The organism is Methylophaga sp. OBS1 (assembly GCF_026319365.1).
The window spans coordinates 158,392-180,065 of record NZ_JAPDMS010000001.1; the positions used below are offsets into that span (position 1 = coordinate 158,392).

General features: G+C 45.3%; 15 protein-coding genes and 1 other RNA gene. 14 read left to right on the forward strand and 2 right to left on the reverse strand.

The window, feature by feature from the left end:
• The first annotated feature begins 108 nt into the window (after nt 1-108).
• The 7 genes from smpB to OMQ46_RS00780 all read left to right on the forward strand — a co-directional run bounded on the left by smpB (nt 109) and on the right by OMQ46_RS00780 (nt 9,491).
• Nucleotides 109-588, forward strand: a complete 480-nt coding sequence (smpB, locus tag OMQ46_RS00750) for an SsrA-binding protein SmpB (protein ID WP_266235006.1) — start codon at nt 109-111, stop codon at nt 586-588.
• A gap of 548 nt (nt 589-1,136) precedes the next feature.
• Nucleotides 1,137-1,500, forward strand: a transfer-messenger RNA (tmRNA) gene (gene ssrA, locus OMQ46_RS00755).
• 381 nt (nt 1,501-1,881) lie between these two features.
• Nucleotides 1,882-2,238, forward strand: a complete 357-nt coding sequence (locus tag OMQ46_RS00760; RefSeq protein WP_266235008.1) for a hypothetical protein — start codon at nt 1,882-1,884, stop codon at nt 2,236-2,238.
• Entirely contained in the window at nt 2,231-3,586 is a 1,356-nt protein-coding gene (locus tag OMQ46_RS00765) for an ATP-binding protein (RefSeq protein ID WP_266235010.1), read from the forward strand. Before OMQ46_RS00760 ends, OMQ46_RS00765 begins: the two co-directional genes overlap by 8 nt.
• Complete coding sequence (locus OMQ46_RS00770; protein WP_266235012.1) at nt 3,568-6,432, forward strand: Z1 domain-containing protein; 2,865 nt, start codon at nt 3,568-3,570, stop codon at nt 6,430-6,432. The genes OMQ46_RS00765 and OMQ46_RS00770 overlap by 19 nt, the downstream gene beginning before the upstream one ends.
• Complete coding sequence (locus OMQ46_RS00775) at nt 6,422-7,399, forward strand: PD-(D/E)XK motif protein (RefSeq protein ID WP_266235014.1); 978 nt, start codon at nt 6,422-6,424, stop codon at nt 7,397-7,399. The genes OMQ46_RS00770 and OMQ46_RS00775 overlap by 11 nt, the downstream gene beginning before the upstream one ends.
• Complete coding sequence (locus OMQ46_RS00780; RefSeq protein WP_266235015.1) at nt 7,392-9,491, forward strand: AIPR family protein; 2,100 nt, start codon at nt 7,392-7,394, stop codon at nt 9,489-9,491. The genes OMQ46_RS00775 and OMQ46_RS00780 overlap by 8 nt, the downstream gene beginning before the upstream one ends.
• A gap of 26 nt (nt 9,492-9,517) precedes the next feature.
• Here OMQ46_RS00780 and OMQ46_RS00785 read toward each other — a convergent pair whose 3' ends face one another.
• Nucleotides 9,518-11,362, reverse strand: a complete 1,845-nt coding sequence (locus OMQ46_RS00785; RefSeq protein ID WP_266235016.1) for a DNA cytosine methyltransferase — start codon at nt 11,360-11,362, stop codon at nt 9,518-9,520.
• Between the two features lie 14 nt (nt 11,363-11,376).
• Between OMQ46_RS00785 and OMQ46_RS00790 the strand changes: the two genes are divergently transcribed.
• From OMQ46_RS00790 to OMQ46_RS00820, 7 genes are all read left to right on the forward strand, one after another.
• Nucleotides 11,377-11,832: a very short patch repair endonuclease gene (locus tag OMQ46_RS00790; protein ID WP_266235017.1), complete on the forward strand. Its 456-nt coding sequence runs from the start codon at nt 11,377-11,379 to the stop codon at nt 11,830-11,832.
• Nucleotides 11,833-12,251: 419 nt separating this feature from the next.
• The gene (locus OMQ46_RS00795) at nt 12,252-15,956 is read left to right on the forward strand and encodes an EAL domain-containing protein (protein WP_266235018.1); all 3,705 of its coding nucleotides are present in this window, start codon (nt 12,252-12,254) and stop codon (nt 15,954-15,956) included.
• Between the two features lie 129 nt (nt 15,957-16,085).
• A complete protein-coding gene (locus OMQ46_RS00800; RefSeq protein WP_266235020.1) occupies nt 16,086-17,054 on the forward strand; it encodes a calcium/sodium antiporter in 969 nt (322 codons plus the stop codon).
• A gap of 12 nt (nt 17,055-17,066) precedes the next feature.
• Complete coding sequence (locus OMQ46_RS00805; protein WP_266235021.1) at nt 17,067-17,603, forward strand: hypothetical protein; 537 nt, start codon at nt 17,067-17,069, stop codon at nt 17,601-17,603.
• Nucleotides 17,604-17,660: 57 nt separating this feature from the next.
• On the forward strand, nt 17,661-18,248 hold the full coding sequence (locus tag OMQ46_RS00810) for a nucleotidyltransferase domain-containing protein (protein ID WP_266235023.1): 588 nt from the start codon (nt 17,661-17,663) through the stop codon (nt 18,246-18,248).
• Nucleotides 18,245-18,691 (forward strand): HEPN domain-containing protein, encoded by a 447-nt coding sequence (locus tag OMQ46_RS00815; RefSeq protein ID WP_266235025.1) that lies wholly within the window; start codon nt 18,245-18,247, stop codon nt 18,689-18,691. The genes OMQ46_RS00810 and OMQ46_RS00815 overlap by 4 nt, the downstream gene beginning before the upstream one ends.
• Before the next feature lie 110 nt (nt 18,692-18,801).
• Nucleotides 18,802-20,382, forward strand: coding sequence for an alkaline phosphatase (locus OMQ46_RS00820; protein ID WP_266235026.1), 1,581 nt, complete (start codon nt 18,802-18,804; stop codon nt 20,380-20,382).
• Between the two features lie 5 nt (nt 20,383-20,387).
• On the opposite strand, the gene OMQ46_RS00825 is transcribed toward OMQ46_RS00820, so the two are convergent.
• Complete coding sequence (locus OMQ46_RS00825; RefSeq protein ID WP_266235028.1) at nt 20,388-21,605, reverse strand: diguanylate phosphodiesterase; 1,218 nt, start codon at nt 21,603-21,605, stop codon at nt 20,388-20,390.
• Nucleotides 21,606-21,674 lie beyond the last annotated feature (69 nt).

Below are 21,674 nucleotides of genomic sequence, written 5' to 3' on the forward strand. Positions count from 1 at the left end.
AATTGCTCCGATTGTAACCAGATTTTGTTCAAATCAACAAACAAGCCTCACCTGGTCGTATTGACTGAAAATAATGAAGACCGCCGCTAAAAACTTTATAATGGACGGATGGCTAAAAAGAACAAAAAGAAAACACTCAGTGACAACACCATCGCGGTCAACCGCAAGGTTCGTCATGACTTTTTTATCGAAGAGACCTTTGAAGCAGGAATATCTCTTGAAGGTTGGGAAGTAAAAAGTCTGCGTGATGGCAAGCTGCAATTAAACGAGAGTTATGTGCATATCCGTCAGGGCGAAGCCTATCTGGCTAATGCTCTGATTTCTCCGCTTAAAACCGCTTCCACCCACATCGTGCCCGAATCACAGCGCGACAGAAAACTGTTACTGCACCGTCGCGAGCTGGATAAGCTCATTGGCGCCGTCGAGCGCAAAGGCTACACCCTGGTGCCACTGACAATGTACTGGATGAAAGGAATGGCCAAGCTAAAAATCGCACTGGCCAAAGGTAAGCAACTCCACGACAAACGCGCCACAGAAAAAGAACGTGACTGGCAGCGCGACAAAGCCCGTATCCTCAAAATGAAATAGGGGCCAACGCTTCGACATCGTCATTGCGAGGCCCCAGGCCGTGGCAACCCAGTCCAGTGCGCAGAGAAATGCCCAAGTCACACCGCGTTTGCCACAACAAACAATGACCAACGCCAACCTTCCCCGTCATTGCGAGGCCCCAGGCCGTGGCAACCCAGTCCCCACCGCCGAGAGTTGCCCGAGTCACACCGTGTCTGCCACAACAAATAATGATCACCCCCAATCCATCCCAGTCATTGCGAGGCCATAGGCCGCGGCAATCCAGTCCAGTGCGCTGAGAAATGCCCAAGTCGCGTCGTGTTAGCCACAACAAACAATGACCAATGCCAACCCATCCCCGTCATTGCGAGGCCACATGCCGTGGCAATCCAGTCCCCACCGTTAATAAGTGCACCAAACCAAAACGACCAGAAACCGATAACAAGTAAAAATAACCAACGCTAATATCGAGCCCACACCCAAAATCCACAAAATAAATTAAGACGACACAAAAAGCCCCTAGCTGAGAAACTTGTCTTTCTCTATAATGTCCATGTAACACAAGCTTTGGGGGCGACCTGGCTTCGACGGGGATCGCAAAACCTGAGGTGCATGCCGAGTATTTCAGTTCTTCTCGTAAAACAGACTGAAACTTAAAATAGTTGCTAACGATAACAACTACGCACTAGCTGCTTAATAACCAGCAAATGCCGTCCGACCAGACCCGTGCTTGTGCGACTGGTATCGGGCGTCGACTCACACAAGATCGTCTCGACGTAAGCTAGGTGCGAAGAGACTAAAACTTTGACTAGCTCGCTGTCTGTTTGCCCTGTCCATCGGGTTGCAGCCAGTTAAATCAAAAGATGGAATAAGCATGTAGATCCAACGGCGGAGGATCTCCGGACGCGGGTTCGATTCCCGCCGCCTCCACCAATCGAATAGAGAAACCACCCTCGGGTGGTTTTTTTGTGTCTTTTGTTTCTGAGTGGCTTCTGTCATTTCTATTTTGAGGCTGATTGTTGTGGCAAGGGATTTAACTATACAACGAACAAGAAAAGTATCTAAAAGACTCTGTTGAGATCATTACTAGTTAGTTTAGTTGATGTACACATTTTTAATCTCCTGTCGCCTGTAGTTGATTATTACATGGGATGCTAAGTTTTCTGAGCAAATACACCTTGAGTTAAAACATACAAATTCATTGGCCTCGTATATTAAATTAACAGCTAAAAATTGATTTTAGTTTTTTATATAATTTAGTAGTCTCTGAATGTGAAGTAATTCTCAAATTTCTCCAATCAGGAACCTGATAGCATGGAAAGCATTACTGAAGAGACTATTACTGCAATTCTAAACCTTTCCCTTCACGTCTGTATGGCTGATGGGGTTCTATCTGAAGTCGAAGAACAGTCAATTATCGAACAAATCAAGGACTGTTTCGAAATTGTCGATGAAAACGCACTCAGAAACTCAATAGATAATTTTTTTGACTCTGATCATCCGCTAGATGGTCTGATAGCTCCTCTGGTTGATACGGTCTATCTAAAAAAATCGTTAAAAATTGCATATTTTGCGGCTGACGCAGATGGCCTTGATGTTAGAGAGAACATTGCTTTTCAGAGGGTTCTGCGTTCATGCAATTATTTCCTAGAGGATATCGTTGATGTCTGAACACATAGACCTGTCTCCAAATCCAATCGCACACATAAGAACGCTTAGTAGCATTGGCTACAACCTCAACAGCGCCATTGCAGACATTATTGATAACTCCATTACCGCTCAAGCCAAGAATATTTGGGTTGATGCAGAGATAAGAGGTAATTCAGTAAAACTGAGAATTACTGACGATGGCTTTGGTATGAGCCGTGATGAGTTGATCGAAAACATGAGGATCAGCTGCAGAGACCCTTTCGAGGAGAGGCATGAGAACGATTTGGGACGCTTTGGTTCTGGAATGAAAACAGCAAGTTTCTCTCAGGCAAAAATACTAACTGTCATTTCTAAAACCAGTGGTTCTAGTCCGGCTGTCGCAATCTGGGACCTGAATTTTGTAGAAGAAAAAAATGCATGGCTGATTAGACTGCCGCAAGTTGAACAGTTCAATCTGCTTTACCAAGAAGAGATTAATTCACTTTCCTCAGGCACAACCCTCATTTGGGAGCAGATCTATAGATATTCTGATTTAAATGAGGGAGAAATTGAAACCACAGTCTCAGCTGATATTGCTGCATTAAAAAAGTTTCTCTCACTCTATTTTCATAAGTTCCTGCAATCAGGTCTAAGAATTTTTATAAACAGGCAGGCAATAACACCAATCGACCCTTTTTTGACTAAATCTAAAGGCTATCAGGAAGGCCCCTCGCAATCCTTCAGGGTAAAAAAAGGTGGCAAAGTTGAGATACGTGTACATACACTGCCTCATGAGTCAAAACTGACCAAGAAAGAGCTTGATGATCTTGGTGGACCTGGCGAACTCACAGCCAATCAAGGTTTGTATGTCTACCGTTCAAACAGGCTCATTATCGCTGGCGGCTGGCATGGGTTAACTCAGTGGACACAGCTCGGAAAGCTGGCGCGTGTGGAGGTTAATGTGCCAGCTTCTCTGGACTCAGAGTGGGGTACAGATGTAAAAAAAGCAACGCTGGAAATACCCACCAAGATCAGAACAAAACTCAAACAGCTGATACAGGATCCTATCAAGAGATCAAAGCGCTCATATAGGTATCGTGGCCAAGTAGAAGAGGCTAATTCCTTTTGGGATATACGAGAGAATGATAGAGAGGCCACGGTCACTTACGAATTATCACGTGATAACAATCGATTGAAAGATATACTTGAACATGTAGACAAGGAAACGGCTGACAAACTTGTTGCATACCTCATAGACGTCTCATCAACTCTTCCTATCAACCACATCTACGAAAAGATGTCATCCAAACCAAACAGTATCGATCAGACAAAAATTGAATTTAGTGATCTCCTTAAGGAAGTTGAACATTTATGGAAAAAGCAAGACTAGAAGATTCATTCAAGAATATTTTTCGCCTATGTGAAGAGGCAAAAAAAGCAGGGCAAATAGTAGATGTCGCATTCATTGATAGTCTTGTCGAGCATCTCCGATCCAGCCCTCTACGACAATATGATGATTTTACAGATGAAGACTGGAAGTTAATCAAGTTCAGGGTTGAGTCCAGTATCAACATTGATATCCAGGAACAGAGCACTTCACTGGTAAGTAAGGATGTTGAGAGATGGCTTAATCATAAACGTGCCGATATCTCATGGAACTATTGGAATGCATATAGAGAACTTTTAGTTGATAACGGCCGTTCAGAGAGTGTCATAAATGACACAGAGAAAGTCATAGATGAAATTCTTGACGCGAGTGGTGACCCGAATTTAACAGGCCCTTGGAAACGCAAAGGCCTGGTAATGGGTAATGTTCAGTCAGGAAAGACTCAGAATTATCTTGGTCTCATTAATAAAGGTATCGATGCTGGTTATAAGGTAATTATTCTGCTCGGTGGACACCTGAATGAGTTGAGAAAGCAGACTCAGGAGCGTGTAGATGAGGGAGTGACTGGTCGAGAATCTTCTCACTTGGCTAAATTGAATACAGGCAATGCTGAGAGGGTAGGTGTTGGCTTATATAGAGATAAGGATCTGGAAGTTTTTACATTTACTTCCACAGAGAGTGACTTTCATAAGAATCTTGAACAGATAAGGTTTCCATTTACACAGGTCAATGCGCCTGTGGTTCTCGTCATAAAAAAGTGGGCATCGGTTCTCAAGAGTGTGAACAAGTGGATTACAGACAAGCATGATCTTGACCCTGAGAATAATATCAAACTCAAAATGCCACTTCTCTTGATTGATGATGAGGCTGACTATGCATCCATCAACACAAAGAAAAAAGTATCAAAAGTTACCACCATCAATGCTGGTATCCGAAGTCTGCTGAATCTGTTTGAGCGTTCAACTTACATCGGTTATACAGCGACACCTTTTGCCAATATCTTTATAGATCCTGACGAGGATGGGGATGAACTGATTGGTGATGATCTTTTCCCTGAGAATTTCATGGTGAAGATGCCAATTCCAGATAATTACGTCGGACAAAATCACTTCTTTCTGTCTGAAGAAGATGATGATTCATCCAGTCCGGTAATTGTTGTTGATGATTACCACACAACCATACCTAACAAGAGTAATAAGTCATCTAAACTGACAGATTTATCAGAGTCTCTGAAAGATGCGGTCAGAGCTTTTCTTATCGTCACAGCTTGTAGAAGCTGCAGAAAAGAGAGTCGGGCCCATAACACGATGCTAGTCAATATGACGCACCTCACTGCTCTGCAGGATCAGTTGGCCGGGATGATTGATTCTTATGTAGGTGAAATAAGAAATGCAGCTGATTTTGCACTTGGATACTCTTCAGATAAAGCAGTTATAAAATCATCTCTCATCAATCAACTTAGAGAAACTTTTAACAACCGCTTCTATGATATTCCGGAAAGTTTTGAGGATATCTATCCTTTCCTGAAACAGGCAATTTTCAAGACGGAGGTCTTGGCGGTTCACGGAAAAGGCGACACACTGGATTATAGTCGTTATCAGGAGAATGGTCTGGCTGTAATTGTCGTCGGAGGACACAAGCTTTCTAGGGGGCTCACCTTGGAAGGACTTACGGTTTCATACTTCACACGTAATTCAAAAATGTACGACACACTGATGCAGATGTGTCGCTGGTTTGGCTACAGGCCTGGCTATAAAGACCTATGCAAGTTATATCTCACTGAAGAGTCACTTGAATGGTATACCTTCATTTCTGAGGCTATTCAGGAGCTCTATCACGAGCTTGAGAGAATGTCCCGACAGAAAAAAACGCCAAGCGAGTTTGGCTTGAAGGTTCGTGACTATCCTGGCGCACTCCTTGTAACTGCAAAACAGAAGATGGATACAGCTGAAGCCTATACCAGATCGATGGACTTGTCTGGCTCGAGGATCAGAAGGTTTGAGTTCTTCACTGATGATCAATCAAACAACAATAATATAAATACTGTGAATGGATTTATAGCCAACCTTGAGAAGCTTTATAAACACACCAAGACAGATAATGGCTCAACGCTTTTCTATGATGTGAATCATGAGGATGTAATAGCGTTCATGCAAATGATGAAGCTCGCTGAGGACGAAATTCCTGATTATCTGATTGAACAGTACATTCAAAAGCTGAAATTGAACGGGTTACCTAACTTCAGGGTGTGTGTAAAAAATTTCACAGGTAACTCACCTGATACGTGGTGGTCAAAGAAGCTTCTCGAAGAATATAACATTACACTGCCAGGGAACTATACCTTCCCGTCACCAGTGGGCTTAGTTAAGGCTGCTAAACGAAAACTCACCTATTCAAGAAACAAGCAAACAATGAGACAGCCCAGCTCAGAGTTGGGTGAGAAAACAGACGAAAGGTTATTTCTTCCCAAAAGTGAGTTTGTAAGCACACGTTCTGATTCGGTTACAGATGACATAAGGCATCCAGACAGAGACTTCCCCGGGCTAATTTTGTATACCTTCGCTACTGCAGTTGTTAAAGCGAAAAGTGGTGTTAAGGGAACTAAAGGTAATAATGATGGTGTGGATAAGCCTCACTCAGATGTCACTGTCGGTTATTCATTGTCTTTTCCGGAGCCGGACAACCTCAAAAATAAACCTAAGGATGAAATAGAACGGATCAGAAAAAATACAAAAGTCAGCTACCTCACAAATAAGGTGTGGCGTGATATGACGGCCTTTATTGATGATGAGCCAGAATTTGACGAAGGGGCCGGGGTAGAAGAGGAGACAGACGAAAATGACAGCTAGTCTCTACGACTTTTTCAAAGATGATCCTTGGGCTGATATTGAACAAGGCACTTATCCAAAATCTGCTCGCAGGCTTTACTCTGAGGACGATCGCTTCTGGGTCTCTGTTGATGAAGCAGGTCAGAAACTTTTTTTCATAGAAGAGCCTGTAATCTGCGAGGTGGATACAGACCTCAAAGTGTCCTGTTTACGGGTAGACATGGTAAAAATGAACAGTTCTACTAGATTAGTCTGCACTCTTGTCGAGGATGAATTAAAAGACAAATTCTCTACTGTTACCAAGGACATCGCTCATTATTGTTCCTCACATCAAGGGCTAAAGTTATTCCAGCACGCTGTTGAACGTATTTTATCTTGGGGAGAGTTCTTGAAACCCTCCAGAGAGGGGCTGAGGCATAGTGAGTTGGTCGGCTTCTGGGGAGAGCTCTATACGCTGAAAAAACATATTTCTCCACACTTACAAATAGACAAAGCAGTGTCAGGCTGGGTTGGACCACTTAAGAAAAAACAGGATTTTACGCTTGGGGAAACCAGCATAGAGGTAAAAACTTCCCAATCCGGCGATGGGAATGAGATAAGAATCTCGTCACTGGAGCAACTCCAGAAACGAACGGAAAAGTTATATTTACTGACTCTGCGTATTGTTAATACTAAAGAACAGGATGATTTGAGTCTTGAAGACCTCTATCTGGAGATTGTTCAAGAGTTGGAGTTTTCTCCTGTTTCTAAACGTGATTTCCTGCAGAAAGCTGCATCACTTTATGGAAAAGCAACCCAAAGCCAGTTGAAGACCAAATTTATAGAAGTCGACCATGCTATATATGAGGTCGATGATGATTTCCCCAGACTCGTTCCTGAAAATATACCTGGTCCTAGTATCGTAAGGGTGAGTTATTCAATCGATGAAAATGCACTTGGCAAACATCGTATTCTGGATGGAATAAAGGATCTATTATCAGATGGATGAATTATTAGAATTTAGGGAACAGTTCCTTAACCGGATTAAACTTGCAGCAGAATCCCACCTCTCAGCTGAAGAAGAGAAGTTTTTTGAAGATATCTCAGAGTCGTTATCTGAGGCCGGTATTTTGGATAACGTTGAGTATTCGCCCTACAGGAACTCTAATAAAGGTCTCAAAATAGACGGATACAGTTGGAATGACCTTGAAAAGTCGCTGACAGGAATCATCACTGATTACGAAGGCCTGGATGAGATCTCAACCATCAATAAGGCCGATATTCTCAAATTAAGTAAAAAGGTAGAGCGCTTTCTAGATAAGGTTGAAGACAAGTCGTTCTTGGATGAGCTTGAAGAATCTACCGATAGAGTTATAGCCACGAGTATGGCTTATTTTCTACCTGATGCAATTAAGTGCAGGGTGGTTATTCTTACAGACAAGAAACTCAGTGACCGGGTTAAGAAAATAGAAATTGAGGACATTAAAGGTTTACCAACCTCAATTGAAATTTGGGACATAGAGCGAATCCGAATACTGAATGATTCAGGTACGGAAAATGAACCATTTACAGTTGACTTTATGGAGCTTTGTAAAGGCCTGAGTGTTCTTCCAGCTAACATTAATCCAGAAGATACAAGTACATACCTCTGTGTTGTGCCTGGTGAGGTTCTCAGCAAACTTTACGATGAATATGGTCAAAGACTTCTTGAAGCAAATGTTAGGACATTTCTAGACTTCAGGTCCTCGGTCAATAACGGCATCAGAAAGGCACTTCTGACCGAGCCTGAAAATTTCTTCTCCTATAACAATGGGTTGACGTGTACCGCTACTGGAATCAAAACAGAGGTTATTGATGGCAGAGAGGTGATTACGAGTCTTGATGACTTGCAGATTGTAAACGGGGGCCAGACAACCGCTTCGATATATTTTTCACCTCGTGAAAAAGGTGGAATAGGAGAGTTGAGGTATAAAGACATAGATCTCTCGAAAGTTTTCGTCCAGATGAAGCTGACAGTCATTACTGAGGAAGAAAAAAGAGAGATTCTAAAGTCTAAAATTTCACAATACGCTAACACACAAAATGCGATCCAGAAGTCTGATCTTGTATCTAATCATCCTTTCCATCTGAATCTGGAGAAACTTGCCCTTACAATACCAATGCCTGCAGGTGAATCTGGCTTATCCACGAAGTGGTTTTATGAGCGGGCTCGCGGACAATATGGAACTAGAATACGAGCTTTGAGTTCTGCGAAACGAAACCAGTTTGAACTTGAGTTTCCCAAAAATCAGAAATTCAATAAAACGGACATGGCAAAGTTTGAGAATACCTGGCGAATGAACCCTCATGAGGTTAAAAAGGGTGCCCAAGCTAACCTGAGATTATTAGGGGCAAAAATAGCAGATGAGTATGACAAGGACGACTCAAGCTTTAAGCATGCCTTTTACAGAGAGCTGATTGCGAAGGCTATACTCTTCAAATCCGCAGACTCTGCCATCTTAAAGTCAGACTGGTACAAGGAAGAGAAAGGTTTCAAGGCTGAGACAGTTACATTTACATTGGCACTACTCAGGCACCTTCTTATCAAAGATGGTAAAGACATAAACTTGGAACGAATCTTCAAAAACCAGTCAGTTTCCTCATCACTTTTAGATGAGATAGTTAGCCTTGCTAAGTTTGTGAGAGAAAAAATACTCGATCCGAATTTTAGACAGGGTGTTGGTAACCCCTCTGAGTTCTGTAAATCAGAGAAAGGTTGGAATCTTGTCAAAAAACTTGATTACGATTTGAGCCTCATCAACAGAGCAGACTATGTGGATGCAGAGCAGAAAAGAGAGGCAGAACACAAAAATGATGAGATAAATGAGGCAGGTGCCCAAATTGAGTCACAAACATCCGTTATGGAAGTGACAGCGGATGAGTGGCTCGCAATCAAGGAGTTTTTTAAAAATATGGGCTATCCGATCGACCATAAAAATGTTGCCTTACCTGAAAAATGCTCTTTCATAAGTAGTGGTAAGTGGTTCCCAAGTGAGAGGGAGAGCAAAGTGGTGATGGATGTGAGGAAGCAGGCATACCTGAATGGCTTTGATTTTGTCTGATTAGGGATAAATGCTACCAATACAGCCTAGAAAAGCCCCTTTTTTTCTAAAATTTTAAGAACATGGTTGGCTATTTGTTTAGCTAGAAATGCTGGTACTGCATTTCCGACTTGTTGGTATTGCCAGCCTCTGGTTCCCTCAAAGTAATAGTCATCGGGAAAGGTTTGTATTCTGGCTGCCTCTCTGACAGTTAAAGATCTATTTTGACTAGCATCATAATGTATTTGGGCATGACCATCTTTTCTTAAGTGACTTGTGATGGTCAGAGGGACCATATCTGAGCCAATAGTCCTGAACCTATCTGCTTGATTACCAGACTCCCAGTTCTTATGGTCTGGCGATAATGCAAATGGAAAATCTTTACTCTTTGGGAAAGGACTTTTCTGATGTTTGTGTGCATTTGCCCATGATGCAGAAAACATATACCTTTGCAGGTCACTAATCATGTGCTGCCTGGTATCATGATTTGGAACGCCATCGAGACTTCTATTCAACCAGTTATATAGATCTGGGTATTTATATTTGAAGTTGTCATCGTATGGGGGATTGTTGCCTTCTTGCTTACAAAAAAGCGCATTCCCCCTACCTGCATTAATGTCAGTGATATCCCCGGATAGTTTGAGTTGCTCGACTTCTTTGAGGGTATTAGCAAAGGATGTTCTGATCTTCTCAGCATCCTTGGAATTGAAGTTCGATAATTTTTTATTATTTCTATCGATGACCCGTTCTATTTCTCTCTTATCAGAGAGAATTGAAATCAAATGGTCTCGATTTTTTTCCCAAGTAGATATCCAGTTTTTATGGCTATCGTTCAATGTTTCACTTTTTTGGCTGATACCACTTCTGAGCTTAGGCAAGCCGCTCAGTAACTCACTTGTTGAAGGGGTGGGTAGGACATCTTCCCTCATAAAATCATCAACAGGACCGTACTTGTGTTTGATACCGAGAAGTATCACGCGCTTGCGAGCTTGAGGAACTCCAAATTTACTTGCGTTAATAACTAATTTCTTATTGCTTTTGTAGAGAGGCCCAGCAGTATCTGTAGCTGGTTCATCTGGTTCACGGACAAGTGAATATATGTCGTAATGTTCGTTATCCTCAATTTTGTCAGGCCTTACCAGTTCACGTTTGATTCGTTCAAAAATCAGTTCACCTGTGGCCAGTTTTGCACTCAGTATGCCTTCGACATTTTCCATGACAAAGACATCTGGATCAGCTTCATCAATTACTCTCAAATACTCTTGATAGAGGAAAAAACGCTCATCATTTTCAGGTGAGTAATCCTTTATTGCCTTGATTCTATTTCTGCCATTAACGGAATATGCCTGACAAGGTGGTCCACCAATGACTATTAAGGGTCCAGTAGTTGAAGATTTAATTTGTCTGATACGCTCAATGATTTCCAATTCATCTTGAGTTTCCTTGTCATCTACATCGCTGATTGGCTCACCTTTTCGTATTTTTTTCCACTTATCAGGTTTACCCAGTGCTCGAGGTTTTAAAAGAGTTTCTTTGCGAGCTTCGTCCCATTTATCACGACATTTCTGGATCATCTCTTCCTTTCTGGCTTTCTTGGTATCTTCATCACTACTGGTGATGTATGGATAGTAGAAGAGTTCACGCTCTTGTTTAGTGAGTTTTCTATAAAAAGACCGCAATGTCAGCGTGTCATGTGCGTTTTTTTCGTACTCGACAGACATTGCAATTTGAAATGGGGAGTTGGGACGACAGTTGCTGAAACCTTCACCGAGCCCCCCCGGGCCAGCAAACAAATCGATAACGGTAATTTTATTTTTTGAATTACTTTTCATTTTTTGCAGGTCAAAATTTTCAGGTAATAATACCAGGTTATCCAGTAAAAACCAGGACATGGTGGAGGTCATTTGTGGCTGATGTTTTTGACAAAGAAACCAGATCAAAAAATATGTCTCGTATCAGGGCAAAAGACACTAAGCCTGAGCTACTAATCAGAAGGGAGCTTCATAAAAGGGGATATAGATATCGCTTACACAGAGCTGACCTCCCTGGTAAACCAGATATGGTTTTGCCAAAGTTTAGGGCAGTAATTGAGATACGTGGTTGTTTTTGGCATGGGCACAATTGCCACTTATTCAAGTGGCCTAAATCTCGAAGTGAGTTCTGGGAGAGAAAAATTAATCAGAATATAGTTCGGGATAAGGCAAACACAAAAAAGCTTGAGGAGTTGGGCTGGAGAGTTTTAACGGTCTGGGAATGTTCGATAAAAGGAAAGACTCGTCTTGGCAGTACGCAACTCATAGAGCGGATAGTTGATTGGATAGTTGCAAATAAAAATAGCAGTTCAATTGAAGGAGAAATATAAGGCGCATAATCATAAGTCATTGGCTTCACCTTTACCGCCAAGTTCAGCTTATGAAACGGATAATTCTTCTCAAATAAGCTTTAAAATCAATTCAATATCATGACTTTTTTATATCTCTCATTGACGGGGCAAGCTGATATTCTCAGTTGGTAGCATATATCAATATCAACACACTAAATTTTAAATTAGCTTCGCGCCGCCCCAATCGAACAGAAACTACCCTCGGGTGGTTTTTTTGTGTCTGCACCATTAATAGAAATATACAGTTATTTGAATGTTGCTCCGGTGTTCTATTGGTAGATTTTCCCCGCCTGATTTTCTTTTTCCACCTGGTAAGCGTCACAGACCGTTCAAAATTGTTGACGAATCCTTCTGTGCTTAGGAAGATAGCCTCATAGCCATTGGGAAAGCCAGTCTCTATGCGGATCAGAGAAAAAATCAGTCTTATTGTCATCGTTAGCATACTGATTACGGCGATACCCACAGCGATACTGATTACAGCTTTTGCCAAAGAGAAGATTCTGAGTCGTGAGGTTAAGAATCTGTTAACCATGACTGATAGTCAGGTTGACGTGGCATCAGAGCGGTTGCGAGCAGGGGAGCAGAAGCTAAAAGCATTATCACGGCTATTACAGGAAGCGCTGCAAAAGCCGGTAACGCAACAAGAAATCGATGCTTTTTATCAGGAGGCCACGCTGAATGATGATGGCATCTGGCGTAACCGTCGTGATGATTATGACGGACAGCAGGAGGCCGGTATTTTTCTGCCGGATTCGTCAGCACTCAGCGATCAGCAGAAAGTCATGCATCTTCGTATCAAGCAGGTTATGGATACCTTTGGTGCTGCAGCCAACCGTTTGCACGAAAATGTCTGGTATCTGTCTCGGGACCGCAGCGAGGTCATTTTCGATAAGACTTTTCCTGAGTTTGTTTTTGATCAAGACGCTGATAATGACTACACCCAGACACCCTGGATGACATTGACTTCCCCCGAATCAAACCCGGCTCGCGGCTATCGGTTTACACCGCCACTATTTGATCCGGTGCCGAAAGTTTGGATGGTCAGTGCAGTCTATCCCCTTTACTTGAATGAACAATGGATGGGTGCACTTGGGGAAGATATGCAACTCACTAATGTTTTGGGGTTTATCTTCCGTGATCAGCAGATGTACCCGGATACGCAGCACTTCCTGCTTGATAAAGAAGGGGAGTTTATTCTTGCCGGTCAATGGCAGGAGGCACTTGAGGCGGCAACGGATCAGGATGATTTCGCGTTGAATGGGGAAGACGAATTAAAAGCGTTACTCAATACCCACTCACTGGATTACGCCTCGGTATTGTTGTCACGGAATTTGATGATTGATGGCGAGGAATATATTGCGCTGGGCATGCGGATTGCCCCGGTGGACTGGTCTTATTTCCGTTTGGTACCTGTGGCTAATATTGTTGAGCCGCTGCAACAGTTACTGTTCATGTTGTTCGTCATGGTCTTTGTGATTACTGCGGTGTGTGGTGGGCTGATCACGGCGGCGATTCACACCAATGTTGTGTCGCGTTTGACCCGTCTGACCCGGGCAATTCGATCTTATGAATCCGGTGACCGAAATGTGGTCGCGCAGAGCGTGAAAGGCAAAGATGAAATTGCCATGGCTGCGCGGGAATTTGATGTTATGGCCGAGCGTGTGGCGGACGCCAGGCAAGCTTTGGCTGAGAGTGAGGAACGCTGGAACCTGGCCCTGGAGGGGGCCGGTGACGGGGTCTGGGATTGGAATATCACGACGGGAGATGTCCTTTACTCCAAACAATGGGCACGAATGCTCGGGTTTAAAGAGCATGAGATTTCCCCCGAGATTTCGTCCTGGGATGAGCTGGTTCACCCGGATGATATTGGAAAAGCCCGCGAGCATCTGGATGACTACCTCAGTGGTAAGAGCGCCGTTTTTGCTGCTGAATTCAGAATGCGCTGCAAGGATGGCAGTTGGAAATGGATTTTGTCACGCGGCATCGTGGTCGAGCGGGACCGGGCACAGTGCCCGACCCGGATGATCGGTATGCATACCGATATTTCTTATCTCAAACAAATCGAAACAGATCTTCGGACACTGACAAAACAGCAACAGGAATTGCTGGAATACAGCCCCATCGCGACAAGGATTGCTGCTGACGGTGGCAGAAAAGTGATATACGCAAACCGGGGCTACGCAGAGCTGATAAAGCGTGACGCTGATACGGTGCTCGGTGCTGACCCTGCTGATTATTATGTCGATGAAGCACAATACCAGCATTACCTGAAGACCCTGGAGCAGGATGGCAAAGTGTCTGATGTGCTCACTCGTCTGCAGATACCCGATGGTGAAGAAAAGGTGGTGCTGGCCACCTATATGCCAATTCAGTACGAAAACGAAAAATGTGTCATCGGCTGGTTTTATGATGTGACCGAGTGGTTGAAAGCACAGGAAGCCTTACGTTTACACGCCAGCGTTTTCGATAATGCCTGGGAAGGTATCCTGATCACCGATAAGGACAATCGCATCATTACCGTTAACCATGCTTTCACTGAAATTACCGGTTATGGTCAAAATGAGTTGATAGGTGAGGATCCGGGCGTGCTGGCTTCCGGTCGTCAGGATAAAAGTTTCTACGACAAGATGTGGAAAACCATTCACGAGACGGGGCGCTGGCGAGGTGAAATCTGGAACCGTCGGAAGAATGGTGAGTTTTATGCCGAAATCCTGACTATCAGTGCCATTAAGGATGAGCAGGGCGAAATCACTAATTATCTCGGCCTGTTCGCGGATATTACCGAAATAAAAAATACCGAGCGTCAACTGGAGGATCTGGCTCATTACGATTCGCTCACCCAACTGGCCAACCGGACATTGTTGTCTGACCGGCTTGAGCAGTCATTGAACCATGCCCGACGCCGAGGCAGTATGCTGGCAGTGTGTTTTCTTGATCTGGATGATTTCAAGCCTATCAATGACAGTTTCGGCCATGATGTTGGCGATAAACTACTGATTGAAGTGGCAAATCGTCTTAATCAGGTGGTTCGAAGTGGTGATACGGTTGCTCGAATGGGCGGCGATGAGTTTGTTCTGCTGATCACCAATATTGAGGATCTTCAAGAACTGGATCCGGTGCTGACCCGTATCAACAAGAAAATTGCAGAAGAAATTTCACTGGATAGCCATATTGTCTCTGTTACCGCCAGTATCGGCGTAGCAATTTATCCGTTGGATGATGTCGATGCCGATACCCTGATTCGTCATGCTGATTTATCCATGTATGAGGCCAAGCAGGCGGGGCGTGACGGTTACCATATTTTTGATGTCAAACTCGACCAGCAGATGCATGCGCTGCATGCCCGTATTGAACAGGTTGCGGCAGCGCTGCGAAACGATGAGCTTTGTCTGTACTATCAACCCAAAGTCAATATGAGAACCCGTGAGGTCACGGGGATGGAAGCACTGATACGCTGGCGACACCCGGAAAAAGGCGTGCTGGGCGCGGGTGAGTTTCTACCGGCGATTGAATCGCATGAACTCATCATTACTGTAGGCGATTGGGTGCTGGAACAAGCCCTGCAACAGATTCAACAATGGCGCAGCCAGGGACTGGATTTACAGGTCAGCGTGAATGTGTCGGCACGGCAAATCCAGCATATTGATTTCGTGGATAAACTGGAAAAACTGCTGTCGAATTATCCTGACATTCCCCCTGCCTTGCTGGAGCTGGAGTTACTGGAAACATCCGCGCTTGAAACCCGCCAAACGGCAGGTGTGGTAGAGGCGGCAGGTCAGCGGCTCGGTATCTTTTTCGCGCTGGATGATTTTGGAACCGGATATTCTTCGCTGACCTACCTGAGAAAATTACCCGTCAGAACGCTGAAAATTGATCGCTCATTCGTCAGCAGCATGCATGAAAGCGAGGGCGATATGGCGATTGTGAAAGGTGTAATCGAGCTGGCACAAACCTTCAAACGGCACATTGTCGCGGAGGGGGTTGAGACCGAAGCGGAGTGTGACACTTTGATGCAATTTGGCTGTGAGACGATTCAGGGCTATTACATCGCCAAACCGATGCCCGCTGCGGCTGTGTTTGACTGGGTTCAGTCCTTTCAGTAATCCAGGTAACACCGGCATAAAACACCGAATCGTAGCGACATGATGAGATTATTCTGATAAGCATTTTCAGGCTTGCTATGATCGGGCAGGCTTTTGTTTCTAACGCATTGAATCGGAGTAATCACCTGTATGAGCCTTGCTATTGCTGCTGTCATTTTTGGCCTGATTTTACTGGTCTGGAGTGCGGACAAGTTTGTTGAAGGCGCCGCCGCTACCGCACGGCACTTCGGCATGCCTGCCTTATTAATAGGTATGGTGATTGTCGGCTTTGGTACTTCTGCGCCGGAAATGGTGGTCTCGGCACTGGCCTCATCGCAGGGAAATCCCGGTATCGCCCTGGGCAATGCCTATGGCTCCAATATCACCAATATTGCCCTGATTCTGGGTATCACAGCTTTAATCAGCCCGATTGCAGTGCATTCACAGGTGCTGAGAAAAGAGCTGCCTATCCTCACCATCATTACCTTCGCCGCAGCCTGGCAGCTTTGGGATGGCAACCTGTCCCGGATGGACGCTATCGTCCTGCTGCTGATTTTCGCTGTTCTGATGGGCTGGACCATCTGGCAGGGGATGCAGAAAAAAACAGATGAATTCGGTACCGAAATGGAGCAGGAGCTTGAACAGCAGCAAATGCCGATTAAACGTGCCGTATTCTGGCTGATTACCGGCTTGCTGCTATTGATTCTGAGTTCCCGGGTACTGGTCTGGGGGGCGGTGGAAATCGCTACAGCCCTGGGCGTCAGTGACCTGATTATCGGTCTCACCATTGTAGCTGTGGGTACCTCTCTGCCCGAGCTGGCCTCATCAGTGATTGCCGCCCGTAAAGGTGAGCATGATATCGCACTGGGTAATATCATCGGTTCCAACTTGTTTAACACCCTGGCCGTGGTGGGTATCGCCGGCAGCATTGCCCCGATGGCCGTCTCTCAGGAACTGCTGTATCGCGATGTGATGACCATGATTGTGTTGACGCTGTCGCTGTTTGTGTTTGGTTACGGTCTCGGTAAACAGGGCCGAATCAATCGGATTGAGGGCGGTATTCTGCTGTCGGCTTATGTCGGCTATACCGTGTACCTGATCACTACTGTTTTCGCTTAATCACGGAACATCATGGCGAATATACTGCTCGACAAGTCGCACAAAAAACTCATTCAGTCGGCGATTGATTTAGGTGACTGGCTGCTTTCCCTGGATGGGCTCAGTGAACAGGACAGTCAGGCCATTAAAGCCGTGCAGAAAGCGCTGAATAAATTGCCCAAGGTCAATGACGGCACCTTGGCGATGTATGGCTTCAGCCTGGAGCAGGGCAATGAAATGGCCGGACTGGTGCGCGGCTGGGATATTTCGCTAGAGTATTTTGCCAATGATCCTGAGCAGCAGGGTGGGCTGGAAATGTTCAGCTCCTATATTCCGATTCCTGAAAGCACTGACCCGGACGTGCTGGCGGAGAAGAAAAACAATGAACTGTATTTTCACTGGCCCATCGGTGATATCTGCAACCTGATTCCAGCCAATCAGGCCAGCCAGTGGCTGGAGCAGGTTTCCAACCCGGCTTCACTCGCAAAATCAGGAGAGCGACTACGGGTGGAAATTGTGTTTGGTGATTATTATTCAGAGCTGGAATACCCAATTCATAGTGAATATTGAAAATCCCCAATATGGGGATTATAGTACCCATATTGGGGATTTTATTGTTGGTGTTCTATGTCAATCACTTCGATAGCTGATGCATTATTCACAAAAACACAGCAACGGGTATTGGGATTACTTTTTAGCAAGCCTGGCGAGCGTTTTTATACCAACGAGATCCTACGTCGGGCTGATATGGGAAGAGGCACTGTCACTCGCGAGTTGGAAAAACTTGCGGGCGCCGGTCTTGTTCTTGTGTCAAGAGAAGGAAATCAACAGCACTACCAGGCTAATCCTGCTAGCCCGATATTTGAAGAGCTGGTCTCAATCGCTCGAAAGACCTTCGGTGTAGCGGATGTGCTGCGCCATGCAATGGCTGCCTTGTCTGAACAAATTGATGTGGCTTTTGTATTTGGTTCGATGGCTTCGGGCGAGGCTGGTGTTCACAGCGATATTGATTTGTGCGTGGTGGGAGAGGTCAGTTTTGCTGAGTTGGTAAAAGCCGTCTATCCGTGTCAGCAGACTCTGGGACGTGAAATTAATCCGAAAACTTTTACACTATCAGAGTGGCAGCAGAGCAAGAAAAAGAACACAGTATTTCTGCAGGAGCTTTTGCACAAACCAGTCATTAATGTGATTGGTAACAGGGATGATTTAGCATGACATTAGATAATCTTGTCGGGAAGTCGCTGGATGCGGTTGCGCCTGATAAACATATGATTCAGCGCTTATTGGCTGCAGCCAGGCGCAATATTGAAGATGCACAAACCACCACATTGAGTAATGAAAACCGTTTTGATATGGCTTATAAGGCCATTATGCAACTTGCCAACGCGTCGCTGCAGGCCAACGGTTATCGCACTGTTACCTCGGTGCCGGGTCATCATCAGACCATGATTCAGAGCTTAGCTAAAACGGTTGGTCTGGATAAGGACATCATTGTAGAACTGGATATCTTGAGAAAGCAACGCAATATTGCTGATTATAGCGGTGACCTAATCACGGATAGATCTATGCAAGCGTGTCTCGACCATGCAGATGCATTATGGAAGTTGGTGAATCAATACTTGCTTGAAAATCACGCTGATTTAATCTCAAAAGCATAGTGATAACTAAACTGATGCCGATTATGAAATATGAGTTTCATTGTTTACGCATAACATGAAAGGCACTGTTTCTGTTAAACGTCTTCTTTTTAATCAAGGCCGATATTGTAATGCCCAAGAAATCTTTATTTTTAATTGCGATTGCCTTAATTGTTACCAGTCTGCATGCCTATAGCGGTGAAGTAAATTTACCTGAGCATCAGACCAATAATCCCTGGTTTCAGGACGCGGCAGCCAAACTGGCAGAAAAACCGGTATTTGAACCCGGGAAAAAAGCCAAAAACATTATTCTGTTTGTTGGCGATGGCATGGGCGTGTCCACTATTACCGCGGCGCGGATTCTGGATGGTCAGAACAAAGGCCTGCCCGGGGAAGAGAACAGCCTGAGCTTTGAAGCCTTTCCGTTTACCGGACTCTCCAAAACCTACAATGTGGATGCCCAGACACCGGATTCTGCCGGTACCATGACCGCGATAATCACCGGTGTGAAAACAGATGCCGGTATTATCGGCATTGATGAAGACGTCACGCGCGGTGACTGCACCAGCGTCAGTGGTAATGAACTGGTCAGCGCACTGGAACTCGCGGAAATGGCGGGGCAGTCGACAGGCTTTGTAACCACAACCCGGGTCACGCACGCCACGCCAGCCGCGACCTATGCCAAGTCACCGGAACGTAACTGGGAAGACAGCGCTGATCTGCCAGCGGATGCAGTGGCGGCAGGCTGTGAAGATATTGCCTCGCAACTGGTCAGTTTTGAGCAGCGACTGGAGCAACGTTATCCAACTGTTGATATTGACGGTATTGAGGTGATGATGGGCGGTGGCCGTCGTCATTTTCTGCCCAATCAGCCAGCCTCGGATAATGAGGATGAAAAAAGCTTATTCACTGGTGACCGAAATGACCAGCGCAACTTAATTGATGAGTGGCAGGCACAATATCCGGGCGGTCATTACATCGAGAATCAGGCAGGATTTGATGCCGTGAATCCCGCTGAAACCCAGAAGCTGCTGGCGCTGTTTGAAGACTCACATATGCACTATGAGGCTGACCGCGGCAATGATGATGCCGGTGAACCGTCGCTCAGTGAGATGACAGCCAAAGCGATTGATATTCTGGATAACAATGAAAATGGCTTTTTCCTGCTGGTGGAAGGCGGACGGATTGATCACGCTCATCATGCCGGTAATGCCCATAACGCCCTGACAGATACGATTGAGTTTGCTCGCGCAGTTGAGATCGCGCTGGAGAACACCAACAGCGAAGAAACACTGATTATCGTGACCGCAGATCACAGTCATGTCTTTACTATGGCCGGTTATCCCAAGCGCGGTAATCCGATTTTGGGAAAAGTCGTTAATATCGGTGAACAGGAACCGGCAGTCGCAGAGGATGGCATGCCCTATACCACGCTGGGCTATGCGAATGGTTTAGGCTTTCGGGATTTGGGCGATGAAACGGATGCGGATGTGGCTTACACTCAGCCAGCTAATACAGGGCGGCATGACCTCAGCCATGTTGATACAGAGGCCAAAGGCTATCACCAGGAAGTGCTGGTGCCGCTGGGTTCAGAGACACATGGTGGAGAAGATGTGGCCATTTATGCGATTGGCCCGGGGGCTTCAGCGGTCTCAGGCGTCAATGAACAGAATCTGATCTTTCACGTCATGCGGCGAGTAGCGCCGTGGTGAGTGTTTTACCAGTTGATTTGTGGGAAACTGTTAAGAGAGGGGCGTGCAAAGTAAAAGCCCTGAAATTTACTGACGCCCGCTGCCAGTAACCACTGAACTTCAGCGGCTTCTTCCACGCCTTCAGCAATGACCGAGATCCCCAGAGAGTAACAACACTCAATAATCGCTCTCACAATAGCTTGTCTGGGGCCATTGGTTTGAATGCCCTGGATCAGTTTGCGATCTATTTTGACTTTGTCTGGTTGAAATTCAGCGAGCAATGAGAGGCCGGCATAGCCGGCACCGAAGTCATCTATCGCTACTTTGATACCAGCACCGCGTAAGCGGGTAATGGCACCGAAAAAGGCATCGTAATTAGTGATAGCCTCTTCTTCGGTGATTTCCACCACAATCTGCTCACTGGAAAGCCCCAGTCTTTCTATCGTATCCAGCAGAAAATCCACAGCATCCGGCACCATAATCAGTGACATCGGCAACAGGTTGAGTGAAATCCGGCAGGGCAGGCCCATATCTGCTGCAATTTGCAGTGCGTATTGTTTAGATTCCAGGTCGAATCGATACAAATCGATGCCACTATATTGAGACAGGATAGAGAGGGGGGATTCACTATTTGGCCCCCTGAGCAGCGCCTCAGCAGAAGTCACCAGTTTACTGATGGGGTTAACGATAGGCTGGAAAGCAAAATTAACCGGGTAGTTTCCGATAGGTACTGCCTTCTCATTCGGCCTTACCACGATGCCGTTAAGATCGTCATAGAGTTTTCTTGAGGGGATATTATAGGAGTCGCGCCAGCGGCCCTTGGCAAAGGCATCAATGATCAAGGAAGCGCGTGTTGCATCGACCCGTTCCAGGTTATCGAGACCCAGTCTGTGGAGTTGATCGTCAAACTCGAGGTCACTGGAGATGATTTGCTTACCACCCTCATCATTGATGACGATAAATCCCAGTCCCCAGTCATCAAAAGTGCGTCTGTATATGGGTTCTTCGAGCACGGTGACGACTTCATCATGTCTGGGATCGGTCTGAATCAGTTCATATAAAGCGCTCACCCTTTGCCTGGGTCCCTCCAGCACCTGCAAAAAAAATTCACCATCAAACACCAGCATACCGGTGATATCGCGATGACGATTTCTGTCGGCGAAGTGCTTTGACATCGCCACAACTTTATCTTTCTTTAGTTGGTTGGTTGAACGACTTCGATAGACCAACAGGCTTAATGACATAGCCAATTCCACGCTTTTTTGTAGGACGTTAACACAGGTTTGTCACATTGTGAAAACACGCTGCGGTAA